Genomic DNA, 16755 nt, shown 5'->3' with positions numbered 1-16755 from the left:
TACCGCCATGAAACGACTAATCAGTATAGAATTCCAGAAACTCTGGAAAAACAGGTCGAGTAAAGTACTTATACTTTCTTATTTTATAATCCTATCTTTTATAGCGCTAATTGCATCTGTAAAACTGGATTTCTTTGGAATGGAATTTAAATTAGCCGATCAGGGTATTTTTAACTTCCCTTATATATGGCATTTTAATACGTATGTGGCTGTATACTTAAAGGCATTTCTTGCTATAGTAATAGTGTCTATGATGGCTAACGAATATACTTATGGCACGCTAAAACAAAACCTTATAGACGGGCTAAGCAAAAAAGAAATTATACAATCTAAATTCCTGGTAGTTTTCCTGTTTGCGCTTTCATCTACAGTCTTTATTTTTCTGCTTACACTTATACTGGGGTATAGCTTTTCGTCCTTTACAGAAATCTCTATAGTATTTCAGGATATTGCTTACTTAGGTGCCTTCTTTTTAGACCTGCTGGCATTCTTTTCATTTTGTCTTTTTGCAGGTATATTAATAAAAAGGTCGGCATTTGCTATTGGTTTTATAGTGGTATGGTACTTAGCCGAGTGGATTACATACGGTTTCTTACTTAACAAAGTATTCAACAATATGGACCTTACAAATAAGGTAACAGGATACTTTCCGTTAATTTCTATAAGCAACCTTATAGTAGAACCTGTTACACGTTTTAAGGCCTATAAAGCTATAGAAACACAAATGAATGCCAATGCCCTGCCTAAAGACTACAGTATTCACTGGGACAATGTTATAGTAGTTATAGTATGGACCATTATATTTATGTTAATGTCATATAGGATTTTGAAAAAGAGGGATTTGTAAAGTATATTTGCGCCCTCTATGATTACACGATTTCACTACGGCATTACGCTGCTGCTTTTAGTGTTAAGCACAATAGCATCAGCACAGTACATACAGGTTAACGACACTTATACTCCGCAACAACTTGTAGAAGATGTGCTTATAAATAATGCCTGTGCATCGGTATCAAATATTTCTGCTACAGGTTTTACAATTAATGGCGCGCAAAGTTATGGTTACTTTTCCGGCAACGGATCGGGTTTCCCTTTCGCCAACGGTATTATTTTGAGTACGGGCAGGGCTGTTATGGCACAGGGGCCTAACACCTCACTATTAGACGATGGTAACGACAGCAGCTGGGTGGGCGACCGCGACCTTGAGGCAGCGTTAGATTTAAATAACTCTGTAAATGCAACAGTATTAGAGTTTGATTTTATTCCACTCTCTAACCACATTAGTTTCGATTACATGCTGTCGTCTGAAGAGTATCATGATAATGCACCCTGCCGCTATTCAGATGGGTTTGCATTCCTGCTTAAAGAAGCCGGCAGTACAAATCCATATCAAAACCTTGCGGTAATACCGGGAACAAATACACCTGTAAAAGTAACATCTGTTCACCCTGATATTCCAGGCAATTGCCCGGCAATAAACGAGCAATATTTTGGAGCGTTTAACGGGCAGGAGCATCCTACAAACTTTAATGGGCAAACAGCAGTATTAACAGCAAGCGCAAGCGTAACCGCCGGAGTACGCTACCATATAAAGCTTGTAATTGCCGATGAAAGCAACTACCGCTATGATTCGGCCATATTTATAGGCGGCGGCAGTTTTAATATGGAGACAGAACTGGGAGCGGACAGACTGTTAGCTACATCTAACCCCCTATGCGATGGCGAGGTCTTTAACATAGATGCTACAACGGCGAGCGCAACCGGCTATCAGTGGTATAAAAACAACACCGCAATAACCGGAGCTACAAATGCCGTCTATACCGTAAATCCTGCTATAGATGCAACGCCGGCAGGAGATTATAAGGTAGAAGTAACTTTTACACCAAGCTGCATTGCAACGGGCAACATTAAACTGGAATATGCCCCTGCAATAGCCCTGGGCACCTATACCCTTTTACAATGCGACGATAACAATGATGGCCTTACAACATTCAATTTAATAAAGGCCGGCGAACTGGTACAGAACAGCGAGCCCGGCCTTAGCAGCGTTAACTATTTTGCAGGGCTTAGCGATGCTCAGGCTAATACTAACGAATTGCCTGCTAATACCCCATACCGCAACACAAGCGCAAATCAGGATATTTATGTAAGGATGCAAAACCGCTATGGCTGCGTGGGTATTGCTACGGTAACACTGGCAACATCTGCCAATACGGTTACTGATCCTGACGTGGTTGAAGAATGCGATACCGATGGTAATGATGATGGTTTTACAACCTTTAACCTTACCACTACATCTGCTCAAATTACTGCTGCGCTACCGGCAGGCGTAAACGTAGATTATTACCCAACTTATAATGATGCTCTAACGTTTACAAATCGTATTGCAAACCCGCAGGATTTTACAAATACTATTGCATACAACCAAACACTATATGCCCGCATAAGCAGTGGCAGCGATTGTTATGGTACTGCACAGGTTAAACTTGTGGTACATTCTTTTGGTACTTCCCTAAGGGATGAAGAGCTGTTTTTATGCCAAAATGTAAATAGCATCTTGTTGGATGCAGGCTCAGGCTTTACATCTTACACCTGGAATACCACCCCCCCTATATTAAACCAAACACTTGCCGTTGTACAGCCCGGAACTTACATAGTTACGGTAACTAATACGTTTAATTGTACAGGAACAAAAACCTTTACAGTTAAAGCATCAGGACAGGCTACAGATGCAGAAATAAGGATAGATGATTTTACGGGCGATAACAACACTATTACTGTTACCCCTCAGGGAGTTGGCACTTATGTGTATTCGCTTAATGGTATAAATTATCAGGACAGCCCCGTATTTAATGACCTATCGGCAGGACAATATACAGTATATATAAAAGACGAAAATGGTTGTGGCCCAATACTAAAAAAATCAGTGATCGTATTAGATTACCCTAAATACTTTACACCAAACGGGGATGCTATAAACGAACTGTGGACACTTCCTTTTATGAGGAACCGCCCCGGAATATCTGTAATAATATATGATCGTTTTGGCAAACTGATAAAAAACTTTAATGGCTCGTCATTAGGTTGGGACGGTACTTTAAACGGGAGCAAACTCCCCGCTACAGATTATTGGTTTGTTATTACACTTGAAGACGGACGTACCGTAAAAGGGCATTTTGCGTTGATACGGTAATTTCTATTAAAGTTGGTTTATATTTAAATCTTGCTATATTCGCATCAAATTTAACTAACCAGTTTTTATGAAGAAATTACTACTTATTTCCTTACTCGCCACCCTGTTGCTTTGCAGCTGCACTCAAAAAATGAAGGAATTTGAGGAGGAAGCAAATCAGAAATTTGGCGACCAGCATTTTAAAACTGCCATATCACTTATCGAATTATATAAATTAAGGCATGGTTATTATCCGGCCTCGATGGATAGCCTTGAATTTAAAGGTGACTGGGACGAGATGGCTGTTAATTCTACAGAATACAAAAAACTTAATGAGGGGTACGAACTAAACCTTACAAATGGCTGGATGGGTAAACCGGATAGCCTTCAATTAAAATATCCGGCAGGTTTTTGGAAAGGATTAGGAATACGAAAATCCAACTTAAAGGTAAATTTTACGAAAAAAATTTCAGGTAGCAAGTAAACATCTCCTACTTCTCATTTAATCAAAACCCGAAAATATATAAAAAAAAGTCCCGCCAATGGCGGGACTTTTCAATATTTATAATCTAAAAGATTAGAATTTGTAACGTTTCCTGTCGGTTTCGCTCAGGTAAATTTTACGAACCCTAAGACTCTTAGGAGTTACCTCTACATACTCATCTTTTTGGATGTACTCTAAAGCTTCCTCAAGAGAGAAGATAATTGGAGGGATAATCCTTGCTTTTTCGTCATTTCCTGAAGAACGTACGTTAGATTGTTTTTTCATCTTAGTTACGTTTACAGTCATATCATCGCTACGGCTGTTTTCTCCAATAACCTGGCCTTCGTAAATTTCGTCGTTAGCGTTAACGAAGAATTTACCACGGTCCTGTAATTTATCAATAGAGTAAGGAATAGCTTTACCATTCTCCATAGATATTAATGAACCATTGTTACGTCCCGGTATTTCGCCTTTGTAAGGCTCATAGCCAATGTAACGGTGAGCCATAATAGCCTCACCTGCAGTAGCTGTAAGCAATTGGTTTCTTAAACCAATAATACCACGAGATGGAATATTAAATTTAACGATCATACGCTCACCTTTAGCTTCCATAGAAAGTAGCTCTCCTTTACGGATAGTTACAAACTCTACAGCACGGCCAGAAAGGTTTTCAGGTAAATCGATAGTTAATTCTTCTATAGGCTCAGATTTTTTACCGTCAATTTCTTTGATGATAACCTGAGGCTGACCAATTTGTAGTTCGTAACCTTCCCTTCTCATCGTTTCGATAAGAACAGACAAGTGTAGTACTCCACGGCCAAAAACCATAAATTTATCAGCAGAGTCAGTTTCACCTAACTTCATCGCTAAGTTTTTCTCTAACTCTTTGGTTAAACGATCCCTAATGTGGCGTGAAGTTACAAATTTACCTTCTTTACCAAAGAAAGGCGAATCGTTAATCGTGAACAACATACTCATTGTAGGCTCATCGATAGCGATAGTTTGTAATGCTTCAGGATTTTCGAAGTCAGCGATAGTATCTCCAATTTCAAAACCTTCAACACCAATAATCGCACAAATGTCTCCTGCAATTACTTCCTGTACTTTTTTACGCCCAAGACCTTCAAAAGTGTGTAGTTCTTTAATTCTTGATTTTGTAACCGTACCATCCCTTTTTACAAGAGAGATAGGCATACCTTCTTTTAAAACACCTCTTTCTAAACGGCCAATAGCGATACGGCCTGTAAATGCAGAAAAGTCTAATGAAGTAATAAGCATCTGCGGAGTACCTTCAGATACTTTTGGTGCAGGTACATTATTGATAACCATATCAAGTAATGGCTCAATGTTCTCGGTCTGGTTCCTGAAATCATCAGACATCCAGTTGTTTTTAGCCGATCCGTAAACAGTTGGGAAATCCAATTGCTCTTCGGTTGCACCTAATTCAAACATCAGGTCAAATACCTTTTCATGTACTTCTTCCGGAGTACAATTTTCTTTATCTACTTTATTAATAACCACGCAAGGCTTAAGGCCAAGGTCTAACGCTTTTTGAAGTACAAAACGCGTTTGTGGCATTGGGCCTTCAAAAGCATCCACCAAAAGGCAAACACCATCGGCCATGTTAAGAACACGCTCTACCTCACCACCAAAGTCGGCGTGACCCGGGGTATCAATAATGTTGATCTTAGTACCTTTATATACAACAGAAACGTTTTTAGAGGTAATGGTAATACCACGCTCGCGTTCCAGGTCATTGTTGTCAAGTATCAGGTCACCTGTGTTCTCGTTATCACGGAACAATTGGCAATGGTACATAATTTTGTCAACCAGCGTAGTTTTACCGTGGTCAACGTGGGCAATAATTGCAATGTTTCTAATATCAGCCATCAGTCTTTTTTTGAAGCTGCAAAGGTACATATTTTTTCGAGAAAAAAAACTTTAATGCGAGTGTATTAGCTTAGGGTTATCATATTAGTAATAAATGTATTGCGCCGGCACACATTTAATAATGGTTTCTTTACACAAACAGTATTTATAAGACTCACAAATAAATTTAGAGTACAGTGTAAATTGTACATAAAATTAAAGTAGAATGTATTTATCAAATTTTATTTTAGCTCTACATAGGGTACCAAGTTGCTGTATTTCATTAGTTTAAAATTCACTTAAAAACATTAACATTTTTTTTACAAAACCGCCCTCTGTTAAATATCGTAAAAACTATAAACAACATGTATGCATCCCTCAAATGCAGGCATGTTTAAATAAAAATACAGATATATCCTGACTAACTACCGGATTATGATCTGTAAAAAAGTAACCATTTTATTAACCTTACAATTAAAACGTTACACAAAATCACCACCATCACTATATTCCAAAATTAGTAAAAGCTGTATAGCTATCCGCCAAAATAATCACAAAAGCAGAACAAAATGAATGATAATTTAATACATTTGTTTAACTTTTACCCTAAAAGCATGAACACTCCAAAGAATGTATTTACTATTAAAGACCTGGAAAACCTGTCGGGTATTAAAGCACACACCATACGGATCTGGGAAAAAAGATATAACATTCTTGAACCTATGCGTACAGATACCAACATAAGGGTATATGATATGCATAGCCTGCAAAAGCTGCTTAATATATGCGCATTGCATTCTTTTGGGTACAAGATAAGCACCATTGCAAAGTTAGCCGAAGAAAAAATACCTGTAATGGTAAGGGAAATACTCTCTAACAAAACATTAAACAGCCACGTAATAAATAATTTTAAACTGGCTATGATGAATTTTGACCAGGCATTATTTTTTAACACCTATAACAGCCTGCTTAACGAAAAATCGTTTAGAGAAATATTTTACGGCTGTTTTATACCGCTACTGGAAGAAATAGGCGTATTATGGCAAACAGACACTATAACACCGGCTCATGAACACTTTATAAGCAGCCTCATTAAACAAAAGATTGCGGCAAATACCGAAAAGATACAGGCTACCCCACCCATAAAAACAGACAGGGTGTTTGCATTGTATTTACCGCAGGGTGAGGTACATGAAATAGGCCTTATGTTACTTAACTACGAACTTATACTTAACGGATATAAAGCCATTTATGTAGGACAAAATGTTTCTATAGCAGGGGTTAAAGACGTTAAAAACTATTTTGACAATGTTACCTATATTACATATATTACGCTGGAGCCCAACCACGCAGAGGTAAATCGGTATATTGAAACAATGACAAAAGAGGTGCTTAACGACGAACATACAGAGTTATATGTATTTGGAAGAACAGCTACCGGCGTAGATGCAAAAATTAGCACTAAGATTAAAACCTTTAATAATATAAAAGATTTTGCAGACACCCTCTAATTAACAAACATTTAAGCAACATTTGAATTGTTTTGTTTAACAATTAACCTATTTTTGCTAAACAAGATATGAAAAGAGATATAAAAATAATTGGCTCAGGATTTTCATCTTTAGCGGCAGCATGCTACCTTGCTAAAGCAGGAAATATTGTTACAATATACGAAAAAAATGCGACAATAGGTGGCAGGGCAAGACAACTAAAGAAAAATGGTTTTACATTTGACATGGGCCCTACATGGTACTGGATGCCCGATGTTTTTGAACGTTTTTTTGCCGATTTTAATAAGACTCCGCAGGACTATTACAGCCTTATAAAGCTGGCACCTGCATATCGCGTATATTTTGGCGATGGCGACTTTGTAAACATTGCCGATAGCCCCGAAGCTATTGCGGCTACTTTTGAAGCTATAGAAACCGGAAGCGGTAAGGTGCTTTTGGATTTTATGGCCGAAGCTAAAAGTAATTATGATATTGCTATTAAAGATTTGGTTTACCGTCCCGGAGAATCTGCTCTGGAATTAGTTACGCCAAAAACAATTACTAAAGCAGGCCAGTTTTTAAGTAATATATCGCGCGATGCTAAAAAGCGTTTTAAAAATGAAAAGCTGGTCAAGATAGTAGAATTCCCTGCGCTTTTTTTGGGCGCTAAACCCAGCGATACCCCTTCTTTTTATAGTTTTATGAACTATGCCGATTTTGGCCTTGGAACATGGCATCCTAAAAACGGAATGTTCAGCGTAGTACAGGGTATGGTTAAACTGGCTAAAGAGCTTGGGGTAACTATTCATACTAATGCTAATGTAACAAAAATACATAGTATTGATGGGAATGTAAAATCTATAGATGTTAATGGTGTAAGTGTACCAGCAGATGTTGTGGTATGCGGAGCCGATTACCATCACGGTGAAACGCTGCTTGATGAAAGTGACCGTACCTATTCTGAAAAATACTGGGACAATAAAACCTTTGCCCCATCATCGTTATTGTTCTACGTGGGCTTTGGCCGAAAAATAGATAATGTAGAACATCATTCACTTTTTTTCGATACTGATTTTGATGTTCACGCAAGGGATATTTATGATACTCCACGCTGGCCCGATGAGCCTTTGTTTTATGCAAGCTTTCCCTCTAAAACAGATGAAGATGCAGCACCGGCAGGTCAGGAAGCAGGAATTTTTCTTATCCCTCTTGCACCGGGAATTGAAGATACACCGAAATTAAGGGAACAATATTTCTTGAAAATAATTACACGTTTTGAGAGGCTTACCAACCAGAAAGTACAAGGTGACATATTGTTTAAGGACTCTTTTTGCCTTAACGATTTTGTAAAAGACTACAACTCTTATAAAGGGAATGCATACGGTCTTGCCAATACTTTGCTGCAAACCGCCTTTTTAAGGCCCAAGCTTAAAAGCCCTAAAGTAAAAAACTTATACTTTACAGGGCAGCTTACTGTACCGGGGCCGGGCGTGCCCCCTGCCTTAATTTCGGGCAAGCTGGTTGCAGGACTAATAAATAAGCAAAATACCGGATTAAGTAAAAAAACCGTAACTGAATCAACAGTATGAAATCTATTTTTGACACTATATCTTTTGATTGCAGCCGGAATGTAACCCGTGCCTACAGTACCTCGTTTTCTACGGCGGTAAAAATGCTATCGCCTAAAATAAGGCAGGACATTTACAATATTTATGGCTTTGTGCGACTTGCCGACGAAATTGTAGATTCTTTTCATGACTACAATAAGGAGTGGTTGTTTTCGCTTCTTGAAACAGATCTTGATGACGCATTGAGAAATGGTATTAGCTTAAATCCTATTCTCAATGCATTTCAGTTTACCGCTATCCGCTATAATATTCCGCGGGAGATGGTTGATGCTTTTATGAAGAGTATGAAGCAGGATCTGGTTAAGAAAAATTACAAAACATTTGCCGAATATAACGAGTACATTTACGGCAGTGCCGATGTTGTGGGGCTTATGTGCCTAAAGGTATTTGTAGCTAATGACGCTGAACGTTTTGAAAAGCTGAAAGGCCCGGCAATGAGATTGGGATCAGCGTTTCAGAAGATAAATTTTTTGCGCGACCTTAAGGCCGATATGGAAGGGCTGGAGCGTAACTACTTCCCTACCCTTAACCTCGACGAAATTAACGATGCCACCAAAAGGGCTATTGTTGAAGAAATTGAAGCCGACCTGCACGAAGGTTATAAAGGTATTGTGCAGTTGCCTGCCGAAGCTAAATTTGGTGTTTATACCGCTTATGTATATTACAAAAAGTTACTTACCAAGCTTAAAAATACACCGCCACTGGAAATTAAAAATACCCGAATCCGGGTGCCTGATTACCAAAAGCTAACATTGCTTGCTAAATGCTATCTTGATTACCGTTTTAAATTTATTTAATAGTTACCGCTATGTGGCTTTATATATTAGTTTTTTTCCTCACTTTTTTCATGATGGAATTCATGGCTTGGTTTACCCACAAGTACGTTATGCACGGCTTTTTATGGAGCCTGCATGCCGACCATCATCGCAAAGACCACGACTCCTGGTTTGAACGTAATGACACTTTTTTTATATTCTACGCTGTTATAAGCATTGGGTTTTTCCTGCTATGGCAGTATGATGTTTTAAAAATAGGCCTTGCCATTGGGCTGGGTATTTTTGCCTACGGCCTTACCTATTTTTTAGTACACGATATTTTTATACACCAGCGTTTTAAAATATTTCGCAATGCCACCAGTCGCTATGGCAAGGCCGTGCGCCGTGCCCACAAAATGCACCACAAGCATTTAGGTAAAGACCAGGGCGAATGCTTTGGCATGTTGATGTTTCCGCTAAAGTATTTTAAGAAGTAGCAAGCTAATTTATCAATAGATTTTATATCTTTGAATATGAATTTTATACAAAATCATATAAATGCTATTAATAAACTTTGTAAAAGTCACAAAGTTAAATCTTTATATGCTTTTGGATCTGTGCTTACAGACAGATTTAATGATGATAGTGATATAGATTTGGTTGTAGATTTTCAACCACAGGAAATTTTAGAATACGGAGATAATTATTATGATCTTAAATTTTCCCTACAGGAAATTCTTAAACGCCCTGTTGACCTTCTTGAAGAAACAGCTATAAAAAATCCATACTTTAGGCAAAGCCTTGAAAAAGAACGTCAGTTGATTTATGGATAAAGATGTTAAAACCTGGCTTTTTGATATCCACAATTCAATTCTCGAAATTGAAAGCTTCTTTATAGATATTCCTCATGATTTTAATTATTACAAAAGAGACATCAGGACAAAACGGGCTGTAGAGCGAAATCTTGAAATTATCGGCGAGGCTATGAGCCGTATACTTAAACAATCAGACACATTAGATATTTCAAATTCCCGAAAAATTGTAGACGTAAGAAACAGGATTATTCATGGATATGATTCCGTATCAGATGAAACTATTTGGGGCATTGTAGTCAAACAAATTCCTATATTAAAAACTGAAATAGAAAAACTGCTTGAGTAATGATTGCATGTAGTCAAAAAACTAAATATATTACTTTCAATTAATTTTGTATTTTTGAAAAAAAGAAGTGACCATGGATTTACAATCAAGAAAAATAGAATTTGTGCAGGCATTCCTTAAGCTTCAAAGCGAAGAGGTAATTATCCAACTTGAGAAATTACTTAAAAAGGAAACCAAAAAATTCAGCCTGATTTTAAACCTATGACAGTTGAAGAATTAAACAGGCGTATTGATCAGTCGGAAGATGATTTTAAGAATGGAAGATTTAAAACTATCGAAGATTTGAAAATTGAAATTAGAGATTGGAAGTAAAATCGTTCTATCCCAAACAAAAAATCCCCTGCAACTTTAATTACAAGGGATTTATTATATTTTAAAAAATCTATTTTCGTTCTATCATTGCTTTTAGTGGCTTAAGCTGCTCCATATCAAGGTTGGCTTTTTGCAGCAGGCCCACTATAGTCATCACATTATTTGGAGTCATATTCTCTCCGGTAACGCGCACCACACCAAAGCCATTAGTTTTATCATTGGCAAACAAAACCAACTCTTCTATATCCTGGCCTTCGCCCTTAGTGTTTATAGAGGCACCGGTAGCACCACGGTTAAACTTAATAAGCTCCTCATAACTATCGTCTTTTAAAATCTTTTTCACATCTTCAAGCTCCTTTTCATAAGCACCCACGTTTTTATCATTGGCTTTAAAAGCTATAATGTTAACGTTTTTAAGCGATTTTAATGCTGTCTCCTCCTCTGGTGTAAGCTGTAGTTTATCGGTCTTAATAAAGCTTGGCGAAATATCTACCGCTAAAAAGTTTTTGTCTTCGGCTTTATCTACAAAATACTTTTGCAGCGTGGGCTTACCGTTGCACGATGTTAATAATAAGGCAGTAAGGGCTAATAAGGCTATGGTACGTTTCATGATGTTATTGTTTTTTAGCAGCTGCTTTTTTAAGTTCGGGGCCGCCGGGCAGGCTCATTTTATCGGTAAGTACAGATATATCGTTAAGGTCAAAATTTCCGGTAAGCGACATTAATACCGTGTTTGCCTTACCACTGCCATCCATAAACATAAGCAACTCTTTTACCTGAGATGATGATGCACCGCTTTTTATAAAGATCTTAATATTTTGCCCATCTTTATTAATACGCATTAGCTCTTCAAGCGGGTTTGCCTTAAGGTAGCTATCTACGGTAGCTTTCATTTCGTTGGCATTTTTAGTGTTTGTGGTGGTAAACACTTTAAGGTTATCCAGTTTTTTTACCATATTAAGGTACTGCTGAGCCTCTTTATCTTTAGGATCCATTTTCATTTCACCCATAAGCTGGAACATCTTTTTGTTTACAATTACCGATGTAATATCTGTCTTATCCTCAAATTTTGTAAATGCCGACTGGGCATAGAATATAGTTGGGATAAGAAGGAATACAAAGGCTACAAATAATTTTTTCATTGTACAGATTTTAAAATAGTTTTTGTTTTGGGGCAATAACCCCGGTTGCCTTTTATAAACAACCGGCTGGTTATTTAATTACTTAAGGCCATTAAGGTCTATGTTGCCGCTAAAGGACATGAGCACAGCCTCATTTTTTTTACCACCCTGCGAAAATAGCAGGAATTCTTTAAGCTCAGATGCTTTTTTGCCAGATCTTACGTAAAGTTTGGTTTTAGCACCGCCATCGTTAAATGTCATAAGCTCTTCAAGCGAATTTTGTTTTAAATAGCTGGCTACCGTTGTCTCCATATCAGCAATATAGTTAAGCTGTGTGGTAGTAAATATTTTAAGGTTATCAAGGTTTTTAACCTGTTTAAGGTATTTATCTGCCTTTTCGCCACCGCCGCTGGTTTCTATGCCTCCCAGCAGTTCGAACATTTTTTTGTTTACGGTTACAACGTCTATACCCTCTTTACCTTCGTATTTTGTAAAAGCGTTCTGGGCAAATGTTACTGCAGGCATAACAGCTAACAGTAAAGTGATTATGATTTTTTTCATGATTATTGATTTTAAATTTGATGATGACTTTTATTTATTTTTTGTTTAAACCCAAGGTACCTGTAAAAGATATAAGTACCGATTCATTTTTTTGTCTGTTTTCTACAAACAGCAGCATCTCTGTAATATCAGAACCTGATGTGTCTTTTTTCATATAAATGCTTATACCAGACCCATCCTGTTCAAAATTTATTAGCTCTTCCATTTGCTTTTCGCCTAAATAATCCAGCATGGCCCTTTTTATAGTTCGAGCATGTTTTTTCTCTGACGATATAAAGACATTAAGATTATCAAGATGGCTTGCACTACTTAAATAATCTCGGGCTACACTACCTAAAGCCACCTTATCTTTATCGTTAAGTGCATTATAACCGCCATTGCTTACATTTATAGCGGCTATACCATCAGTATGCCTAAGCTTTCTGAAAGCTTTTTGTGCAAATGCTACAGTAGGTAATACTGCAAGTAATAGAACGATGATGATTTTTTTCATGAGTAATTGTTAATTGATGAGTGATTTATTACTCTTTAAAAATTGTTTTTCTTGATTTTTCGTATTCTCCAATGTAGTTCATGCTGTTTACCCCTACGTTTACGTTTTTAGAAACCATGTTAAGCGCTTTTTGCGTTTCCCTAAAGGCAACTTCAGGGTCGTTGTAAGTGCCCAGGTCATTGTCCTGGCTAACGGGTTGGTAGTTAAAGTAAAAAAGCATTCCCATCATGAGCACAAGGCTTGCTGCCACCGATATCCATTTGGCATAATGCCTTTTGGTTTTTAATGGTACGGTTTTATCAAACTTATGCGCTGCCTCATGGGCAAAGTACCCAAACATAGGCCTGTACTGCTGCAGGTGCGGCGCCACACCCGGCGAAGAGAAATACTCCTTAAGCTGATTTTCTTCGGCAGTACTGGTTGCTGCGTCAAAGTATTTATCCAGTAATTGTTCAATTGTTCTTAATTCCATAGCTGTGTGTTTTTGTCAATTCTTCTCTCATTGTTTTTCTTGCCCTGGATAGTGCCACCCGTACGGCAGTCTCGTTCATATCCATTATTTTGGCAATTTCCTCAAATTCATATTGTTCTATATCCCTCATCTGCATGATAAGCTTTTGCTGTTCGGGCAGGTTTTTCATTATCTTTTCGGCCCATTCCCAGCTGTCACGGTCTTCCGTTTGCTGTTGCAGCCCTGCCTGCCTGTCGGTATAGTTGCTGTGCACTATACGCATCTCGCTGGCTTGTTTACTTTTAAGGCGGTCCAGGCAATAATTTTTTGTCATTGTCATGGCCATTGCCTCTACACTGCCGTAGCCCTGCAGTTTTTCTTTGTTATTCCATAATTTTACCAGCACCTCCTGGGTGGCGTCTTCCGCTTCTTCAATGCTCACGAGCAGCCTCCTGGCCAGCCGGAACACCTTGTCTTTAAACGGGGAGATGGTTTTTATAAACTCCGCCTGATTCATTATTGGGTTGGTTTGTTATTGGTTTATAATATGAAGACGAATAGTGATTATTTTTGTTACACAGATATTAAAAATAATTAAATTTACGTTTTATAAACAAAACTGCTAAATGAAAAAAATAACTGTATTACTGTTTTCGCTTGCTATGGCTGCCGTAACCTTTCAGTCATGCGAAGACCAGGATGATAATGCTGTTCCCGTAAACGATTTTATATGGAAAGGCCTTAATGCCTATTATTTATGGCAGGCCGATGTGCCTAACCTTGCCGATGAGCGCTTTGGCAACCAGGAAGAGCTTAACAATTTCCTGCAGGCATACAGCAGTCCCGAATCGTTGTTTGAAAGCCTGCTTTACAGGCAGGATGTTTTAGGTAATAAAATTGACCGCTTTAGTGTAATATTTCCTGATTTTCATGTTTTAGAAAACGCCCTGCAGGGCGTGGCTAAAAGCAATGGTGTAGAATTTGGCCTTACTTATGTAAATGCGTCAGATGAAGGACTTTCTAATGTACCTATTTTTGGGTATGTAAAATATATAATGCCTGATAGTGATGCCTCCGGCAAAGACATAAGGCGTGGCGACCTTTTTTACGCTGTAAATGGCGTATCGCTTACATCGAGCAATTACCAGTCGCTGTTAAATAGCGACAACTATACGCTTAACCTTGCTACCGCTGTAGATGGAGGCATAGCGCCAAACGGAAGATCTGTTGCGCTTACAAGGACAGAGTTTTCTGAAAATCCTGTAAATACAGTTACTACCATTACCCGTGGCAGCCACACCGTAGGCTACCTTATGTATACCGGTTTTTACAGTAATTATGATACACAGCTTAATGCTGCTTTTGGTGAGCTGAATTCGGCTAATGTAACAGATTTTGTACTCGACTTAAGGTATAACGGCGGTGGCTCTGTACGCACAGCCACTTATCTTGCCAGTATGATTACAGGGCAGTTTGGCAACCGCCTTTTTGCAAAACAACAGTGGAATGCAAAATTACAGGCAAAGTATGAACGCGAAAACCCTGCGGCAATACAAAACTTATTTGCATCACAATTGTCAGACGGGGCCGCTATAAACAGTTTACGTCTCAGAAAGGTATATATATTAACATCTGCCGCAACAGCATCTGCCAGCGAGCTTGTTATTAACTGCCTTAAACCTTATATAGAGGTTATACAAATAGGCGATAAAACAGTGGGTAAAAACGTAGGATCGGTTACGTTATACGATTCTCCCGATTTTTCATCGCGCGGCCGTAATGGGAGTCATACCTATGCCATGCAGCCTATTGTTATAAAAACGGTTAATGCACAGGGTTTTGGCGATTATACCGATGGAATAGAGCCATCTACACTAAACCAGCTTAAAGAAACTGTACGTACACTGGGTACGCTGGGCGATCCTAATGAGCCATTGCTTGCCAAAGCATTATCAATAATTGCTCCTGGCGGACGATATGCTGCCCCTGATTACAGTACAGATTTTAAGCAATTTAAAGACCCAAGGAGTACACGCCGTTTTGGTAACGAAATGTATATAGAAAACACACCAGAAGGTTCTGGCAGCCTTATTAAAGACCTGCAATAAAACTATAGTTTTTATAAACTAAAAAAGGTTGCCTTTATACAAGGGCAACCTTTTTTAGTTATTAGTGGCTCAAAGCCTTTTTAATATTTGTTATTCTGCAACGTATGCAAGACATCCCTTAAGCTCTGGCCTGGCGGTAGTAAAACTATATAGCCAGTTCACTAATTGTTCAAGCTCATAAGGCAGCAGCATTTTTATTGCTTTTTCTACTTCCTTGCTAAAAAGTTTTGGGTCGAAACTTACACTTTCCAGCACGGTTTTGGTGTAGCTAAACATAGATGCGGGCATAATTCTCTAAGTAATTAAGTTATAGGTGATTTGTAATCTACAAACAAATGTATAGATAAATATTTAACTACAACGTTTTTTTAGATACTTTTAGCATATCGACTTTCACGATATAATAATTTTTTAACAAAAATTTATCATTTTACTGCACGTAGCATTTCGCGTTTACCAGGTGGACCCGGCAGCTTAGTTGTTGTAAAACTCGCTGCCTTCATATTGTTTTTAATAATTGATCGGCACGCATAGGTTACTAAAATGCCTCCCGGTTTTAGAGCTGTATACATTTTAAAAAATATTTCCTCGCTCCACAAATGCGGCTGCGATGGATAGCCAAAAGCATCAAAATAAATAAGGTCGTACTTATTTACATCGTTTATATCTTCAAAAAACTGTTTGCGCTTCGTCAGTTTAAAGTTGTCATTCAGGGCAATTTCAGTATCCCACGGGCTGCTGTGCATCTCGTTAAAGGTGTCAAGATGTTGTGCAGCATCCATTTGGACTACATAATTAAGTAGTGCGCTATGTTCCGGCGCTACGGGGTATGCCTCTACCCCGGTGTAATTTATAACCTGGTTAGTTGCAACCGACTCTAAAAATGTGATGAATGCATTAAGGCCCGTGCCAAAGCCAATCTCTAAAATGGAAATGGGCTGCCCTTGTTTTAAGTGCAGCCCATTTTGTATAAACACATGGTTAGCCTCTTGTATAGCACCAAATTTAGAATGATAGGTTTCCTGCATTTCGGGCAGGTATATGGTAACAGAACCGTCATTGGTAGTTATGATCTCTCTTTTCAAATTATATGTAATGTTTATACAAAGTTACAACTACAATCGGCACTAAGATTAACAATATACTAATA

At 38.2% G+C, this 16755-nt stretch carries 20 protein-coding genes; 11 read left to right on the top strand and 9 right to left on the bottom strand.

All coding sequences use genetic code 11. The features are described from left to right. Nucleotides 1–7 precede the first annotated feature (7 nt). The 3 genes from F565_RS0108780 to F565_RS0108770 all read left to right on the top strand — a co-directional run bounded on the left by F565_RS0108780 (nt 8) and on the right by F565_RS0108770 (nt 3656). Nucleotides 8–847, top strand: a complete 840-nt coding sequence (locus tag F565_RS0108780) for an ABC transporter permease (RefSeq protein ID WP_020212849.1) — start codon at nt 8–10, stop codon at nt 845–847. An 18-nt stretch (nt 848–865) separates the two neighbouring features. Further along, a complete protein-coding gene (locus F565_RS0108775; RefSeq protein ID WP_020212848.1) occupies nt 866–3193 on the top strand; it encodes a T9SS type B sorting domain-containing protein in 2328 nt (775 codons plus the stop codon). A 67-nt stretch (nt 3194–3260) separates the two neighbouring features. Beyond that, complete coding sequence (locus F565_RS0108770; protein WP_026299967.1) at nt 3261–3656, top strand: hypothetical protein; 396 nt, start codon at nt 3261–3263, stop codon at nt 3654–3656. A gap of 93 nt (nt 3657–3749) precedes the next feature. On the opposite strand, the gene typA is transcribed toward F565_RS0108770, so the two are convergent. Next, the gene (gene typA / locus F565_RS0108765; protein ID WP_020212846.1) at nt 3750–5546 is read right to left on the bottom strand and encodes a translational GTPase TypA; all 1797 of its coding nucleotides are present in this window, start codon (nt 5544–5546) and stop codon (nt 3750–3752) included. Nucleotides 5547–6139: 593 nt separating this feature from the next. On the opposite strand from typA, the gene F565_RS0108760 reads away from it, so the two are divergent. The 7 genes from F565_RS0108760 to F565_RS23305 all read left to right on the top strand — a co-directional run bounded on the left by F565_RS0108760 (nt 6140) and on the right by F565_RS23305 (nt 10764). After that, nucleotides 6140–7036, top strand: coding sequence for a MerR family transcriptional regulator (locus F565_RS0108760; protein WP_020212845.1), 897 nt, complete (start codon nt 6140–6142; stop codon nt 7034–7036). 68 nt (nt 7037–7104) lie between these two features. Beyond that, nucleotides 7105–8604 (top strand): phytoene desaturase family protein, encoded by a 1500-nt coding sequence (locus tag F565_RS0108755; protein WP_020212844.1) that lies wholly within the window; start codon nt 7105–7107, stop codon nt 8602–8604. Beyond that, a complete protein-coding gene (locus tag F565_RS0108750; protein WP_020212843.1) occupies nt 8601–9440 on the top strand; it encodes a phytoene/squalene synthase family protein in 840 nt (279 codons plus the stop codon). Before F565_RS0108755 ends, F565_RS0108750 begins: the two co-directional genes overlap by 4 nt. An 11-nt stretch (nt 9441–9451) precedes the next feature. Then, nucleotides 9452–9895, top strand: coding sequence for a sterol desaturase family protein (locus F565_RS0108745; RefSeq protein WP_035643001.1), 444 nt, complete (start codon nt 9452–9454; stop codon nt 9893–9895). A gap of 36 nt (nt 9896–9931) precedes the next feature. Beyond that, nucleotides 9932–10231: a nucleotidyltransferase family protein gene (locus F565_RS0108740; protein ID WP_020212841.1), complete on the top strand. Its 300-nt coding sequence runs from the start codon at nt 9932–9934 to the stop codon at nt 10229–10231. Next, complete coding sequence (locus F565_RS0108735) at nt 10224–10559, top strand: HepT-like ribonuclease domain-containing protein (RefSeq protein ID WP_020212840.1); 336 nt, start codon at nt 10224–10226, stop codon at nt 10557–10559. The genes F565_RS0108740 and F565_RS0108735 overlap by 8 nt, the downstream gene beginning before the upstream one ends. Before the next feature lie 73 nt (nt 10560–10632). Further along, the gene (locus F565_RS23305) at nt 10633–10764 is read left to right on the top strand and encodes a hypothetical protein (protein WP_262486811.1); all 132 of its coding nucleotides are present in this window, start codon (nt 10633–10635) and stop codon (nt 10762–10764) included. 177 nt (nt 10765–10941) lie between these two features. On the opposite strand, the gene F565_RS0108725 is transcribed toward F565_RS23305, so the two are convergent. The 6 genes from F565_RS0108725 to F565_RS0108700 all read right to left on the bottom strand — a co-directional run bounded on the left by F565_RS0108725 (nt 10942) and on the right by F565_RS0108700 (nt 14014). Beyond that, nucleotides 10942–11481: a DUF4252 domain-containing protein gene (locus F565_RS0108725; RefSeq protein ID WP_020212838.1), complete on the bottom strand. Its 540-nt coding sequence runs from the start codon at nt 11479–11481 to the stop codon at nt 10942–10944. Nucleotides 11482–11485: 4 nt separating this feature from the next. Next, nucleotides 11486–12013, bottom strand: coding sequence for a DUF4252 domain-containing protein (locus F565_RS0108720; RefSeq protein ID WP_020212837.1), 528 nt, complete (start codon nt 12011–12013; stop codon nt 11486–11488). 78 nt (nt 12014–12091) lie between these two features. Then, nucleotides 12092–12553, bottom strand: a complete 462-nt coding sequence (locus F565_RS21380) for a DUF4252 domain-containing protein (RefSeq protein ID WP_020212836.1) — start codon at nt 12551–12553, stop codon at nt 12092–12094. Between the two features lie 34 nt (nt 12554–12587). Next, the gene (locus F565_RS0108710) at nt 12588–13046 is read right to left on the bottom strand and encodes a DUF4252 domain-containing protein (protein WP_020212835.1); all 459 of its coding nucleotides are present in this window, start codon (nt 13044–13046) and stop codon (nt 12588–12590) included. A 28-nt stretch (nt 13047–13074) separates the two neighbouring features. After that, entirely contained in the window at nt 13075–13518 is a 444-nt protein-coding gene (locus F565_RS0108705) for a hypothetical protein (RefSeq protein WP_020212834.1), read from the bottom strand. After that, nucleotides 13499–14014: an RNA polymerase sigma factor gene (locus F565_RS0108700; protein WP_020212833.1), complete on the bottom strand. Its 516-nt coding sequence runs from the start codon at nt 14012–14014 to the stop codon at nt 13499–13501. The genes F565_RS0108705 and F565_RS0108700 overlap by 20 nt, the downstream gene beginning before the upstream one ends. A 109-nt stretch (nt 14015–14123) precedes the next feature. Here F565_RS0108700 and F565_RS0108695 point away from each other — a divergent pair, with 109 nt between their 5' ends. Beyond that, complete coding sequence (locus F565_RS0108695; protein ID WP_020212832.1) at nt 14124–15605, top strand: S41 family peptidase; 1482 nt, start codon at nt 14124–14126, stop codon at nt 15603–15605. Between the two features lie 90 nt (nt 15606–15695). Here F565_RS0108695 and F565_RS0108690 read toward each other — a convergent pair whose 3' ends face one another. Continuing rightward, the gene (locus tag F565_RS0108690) at nt 15696–15893 is read right to left on the bottom strand and encodes a hypothetical protein (protein WP_020212831.1); all 198 of its coding nucleotides are present in this window, start codon (nt 15891–15893) and stop codon (nt 15696–15698) included. A 137-nt stretch (nt 15894–16030) separates the two neighbouring features. Next, nucleotides 16031–16690 carry a tRNA (5-methylaminomethyl-2-thiouridine)(34)-methyltransferase MnmC2 gene (gene mnmC2 / locus F565_RS0108685; protein WP_020212830.1) on the bottom strand — a complete coding sequence of 220 codons (660 nt, stop codon included), beginning with the start codon at nt 16688–16690 and terminating at the stop codon, nt 16031–16033. Nucleotides 16691–16755 lie beyond the last annotated feature (65 nt).

The sequence above is a fragment of the Flavobacterium rivuli WB 3.3-2 = DSM 21788 genome (assembly GCF_000378485.1).
GTDB classification, from domain to species: Bacteria; Bacteroidota; Bacteroidia; order Flavobacteriales; family Flavobacteriaceae; genus Flavobacterium; species Flavobacterium rivuli.
This window is presented reverse-complemented; position numbering and strand designations above follow the sequence as displayed.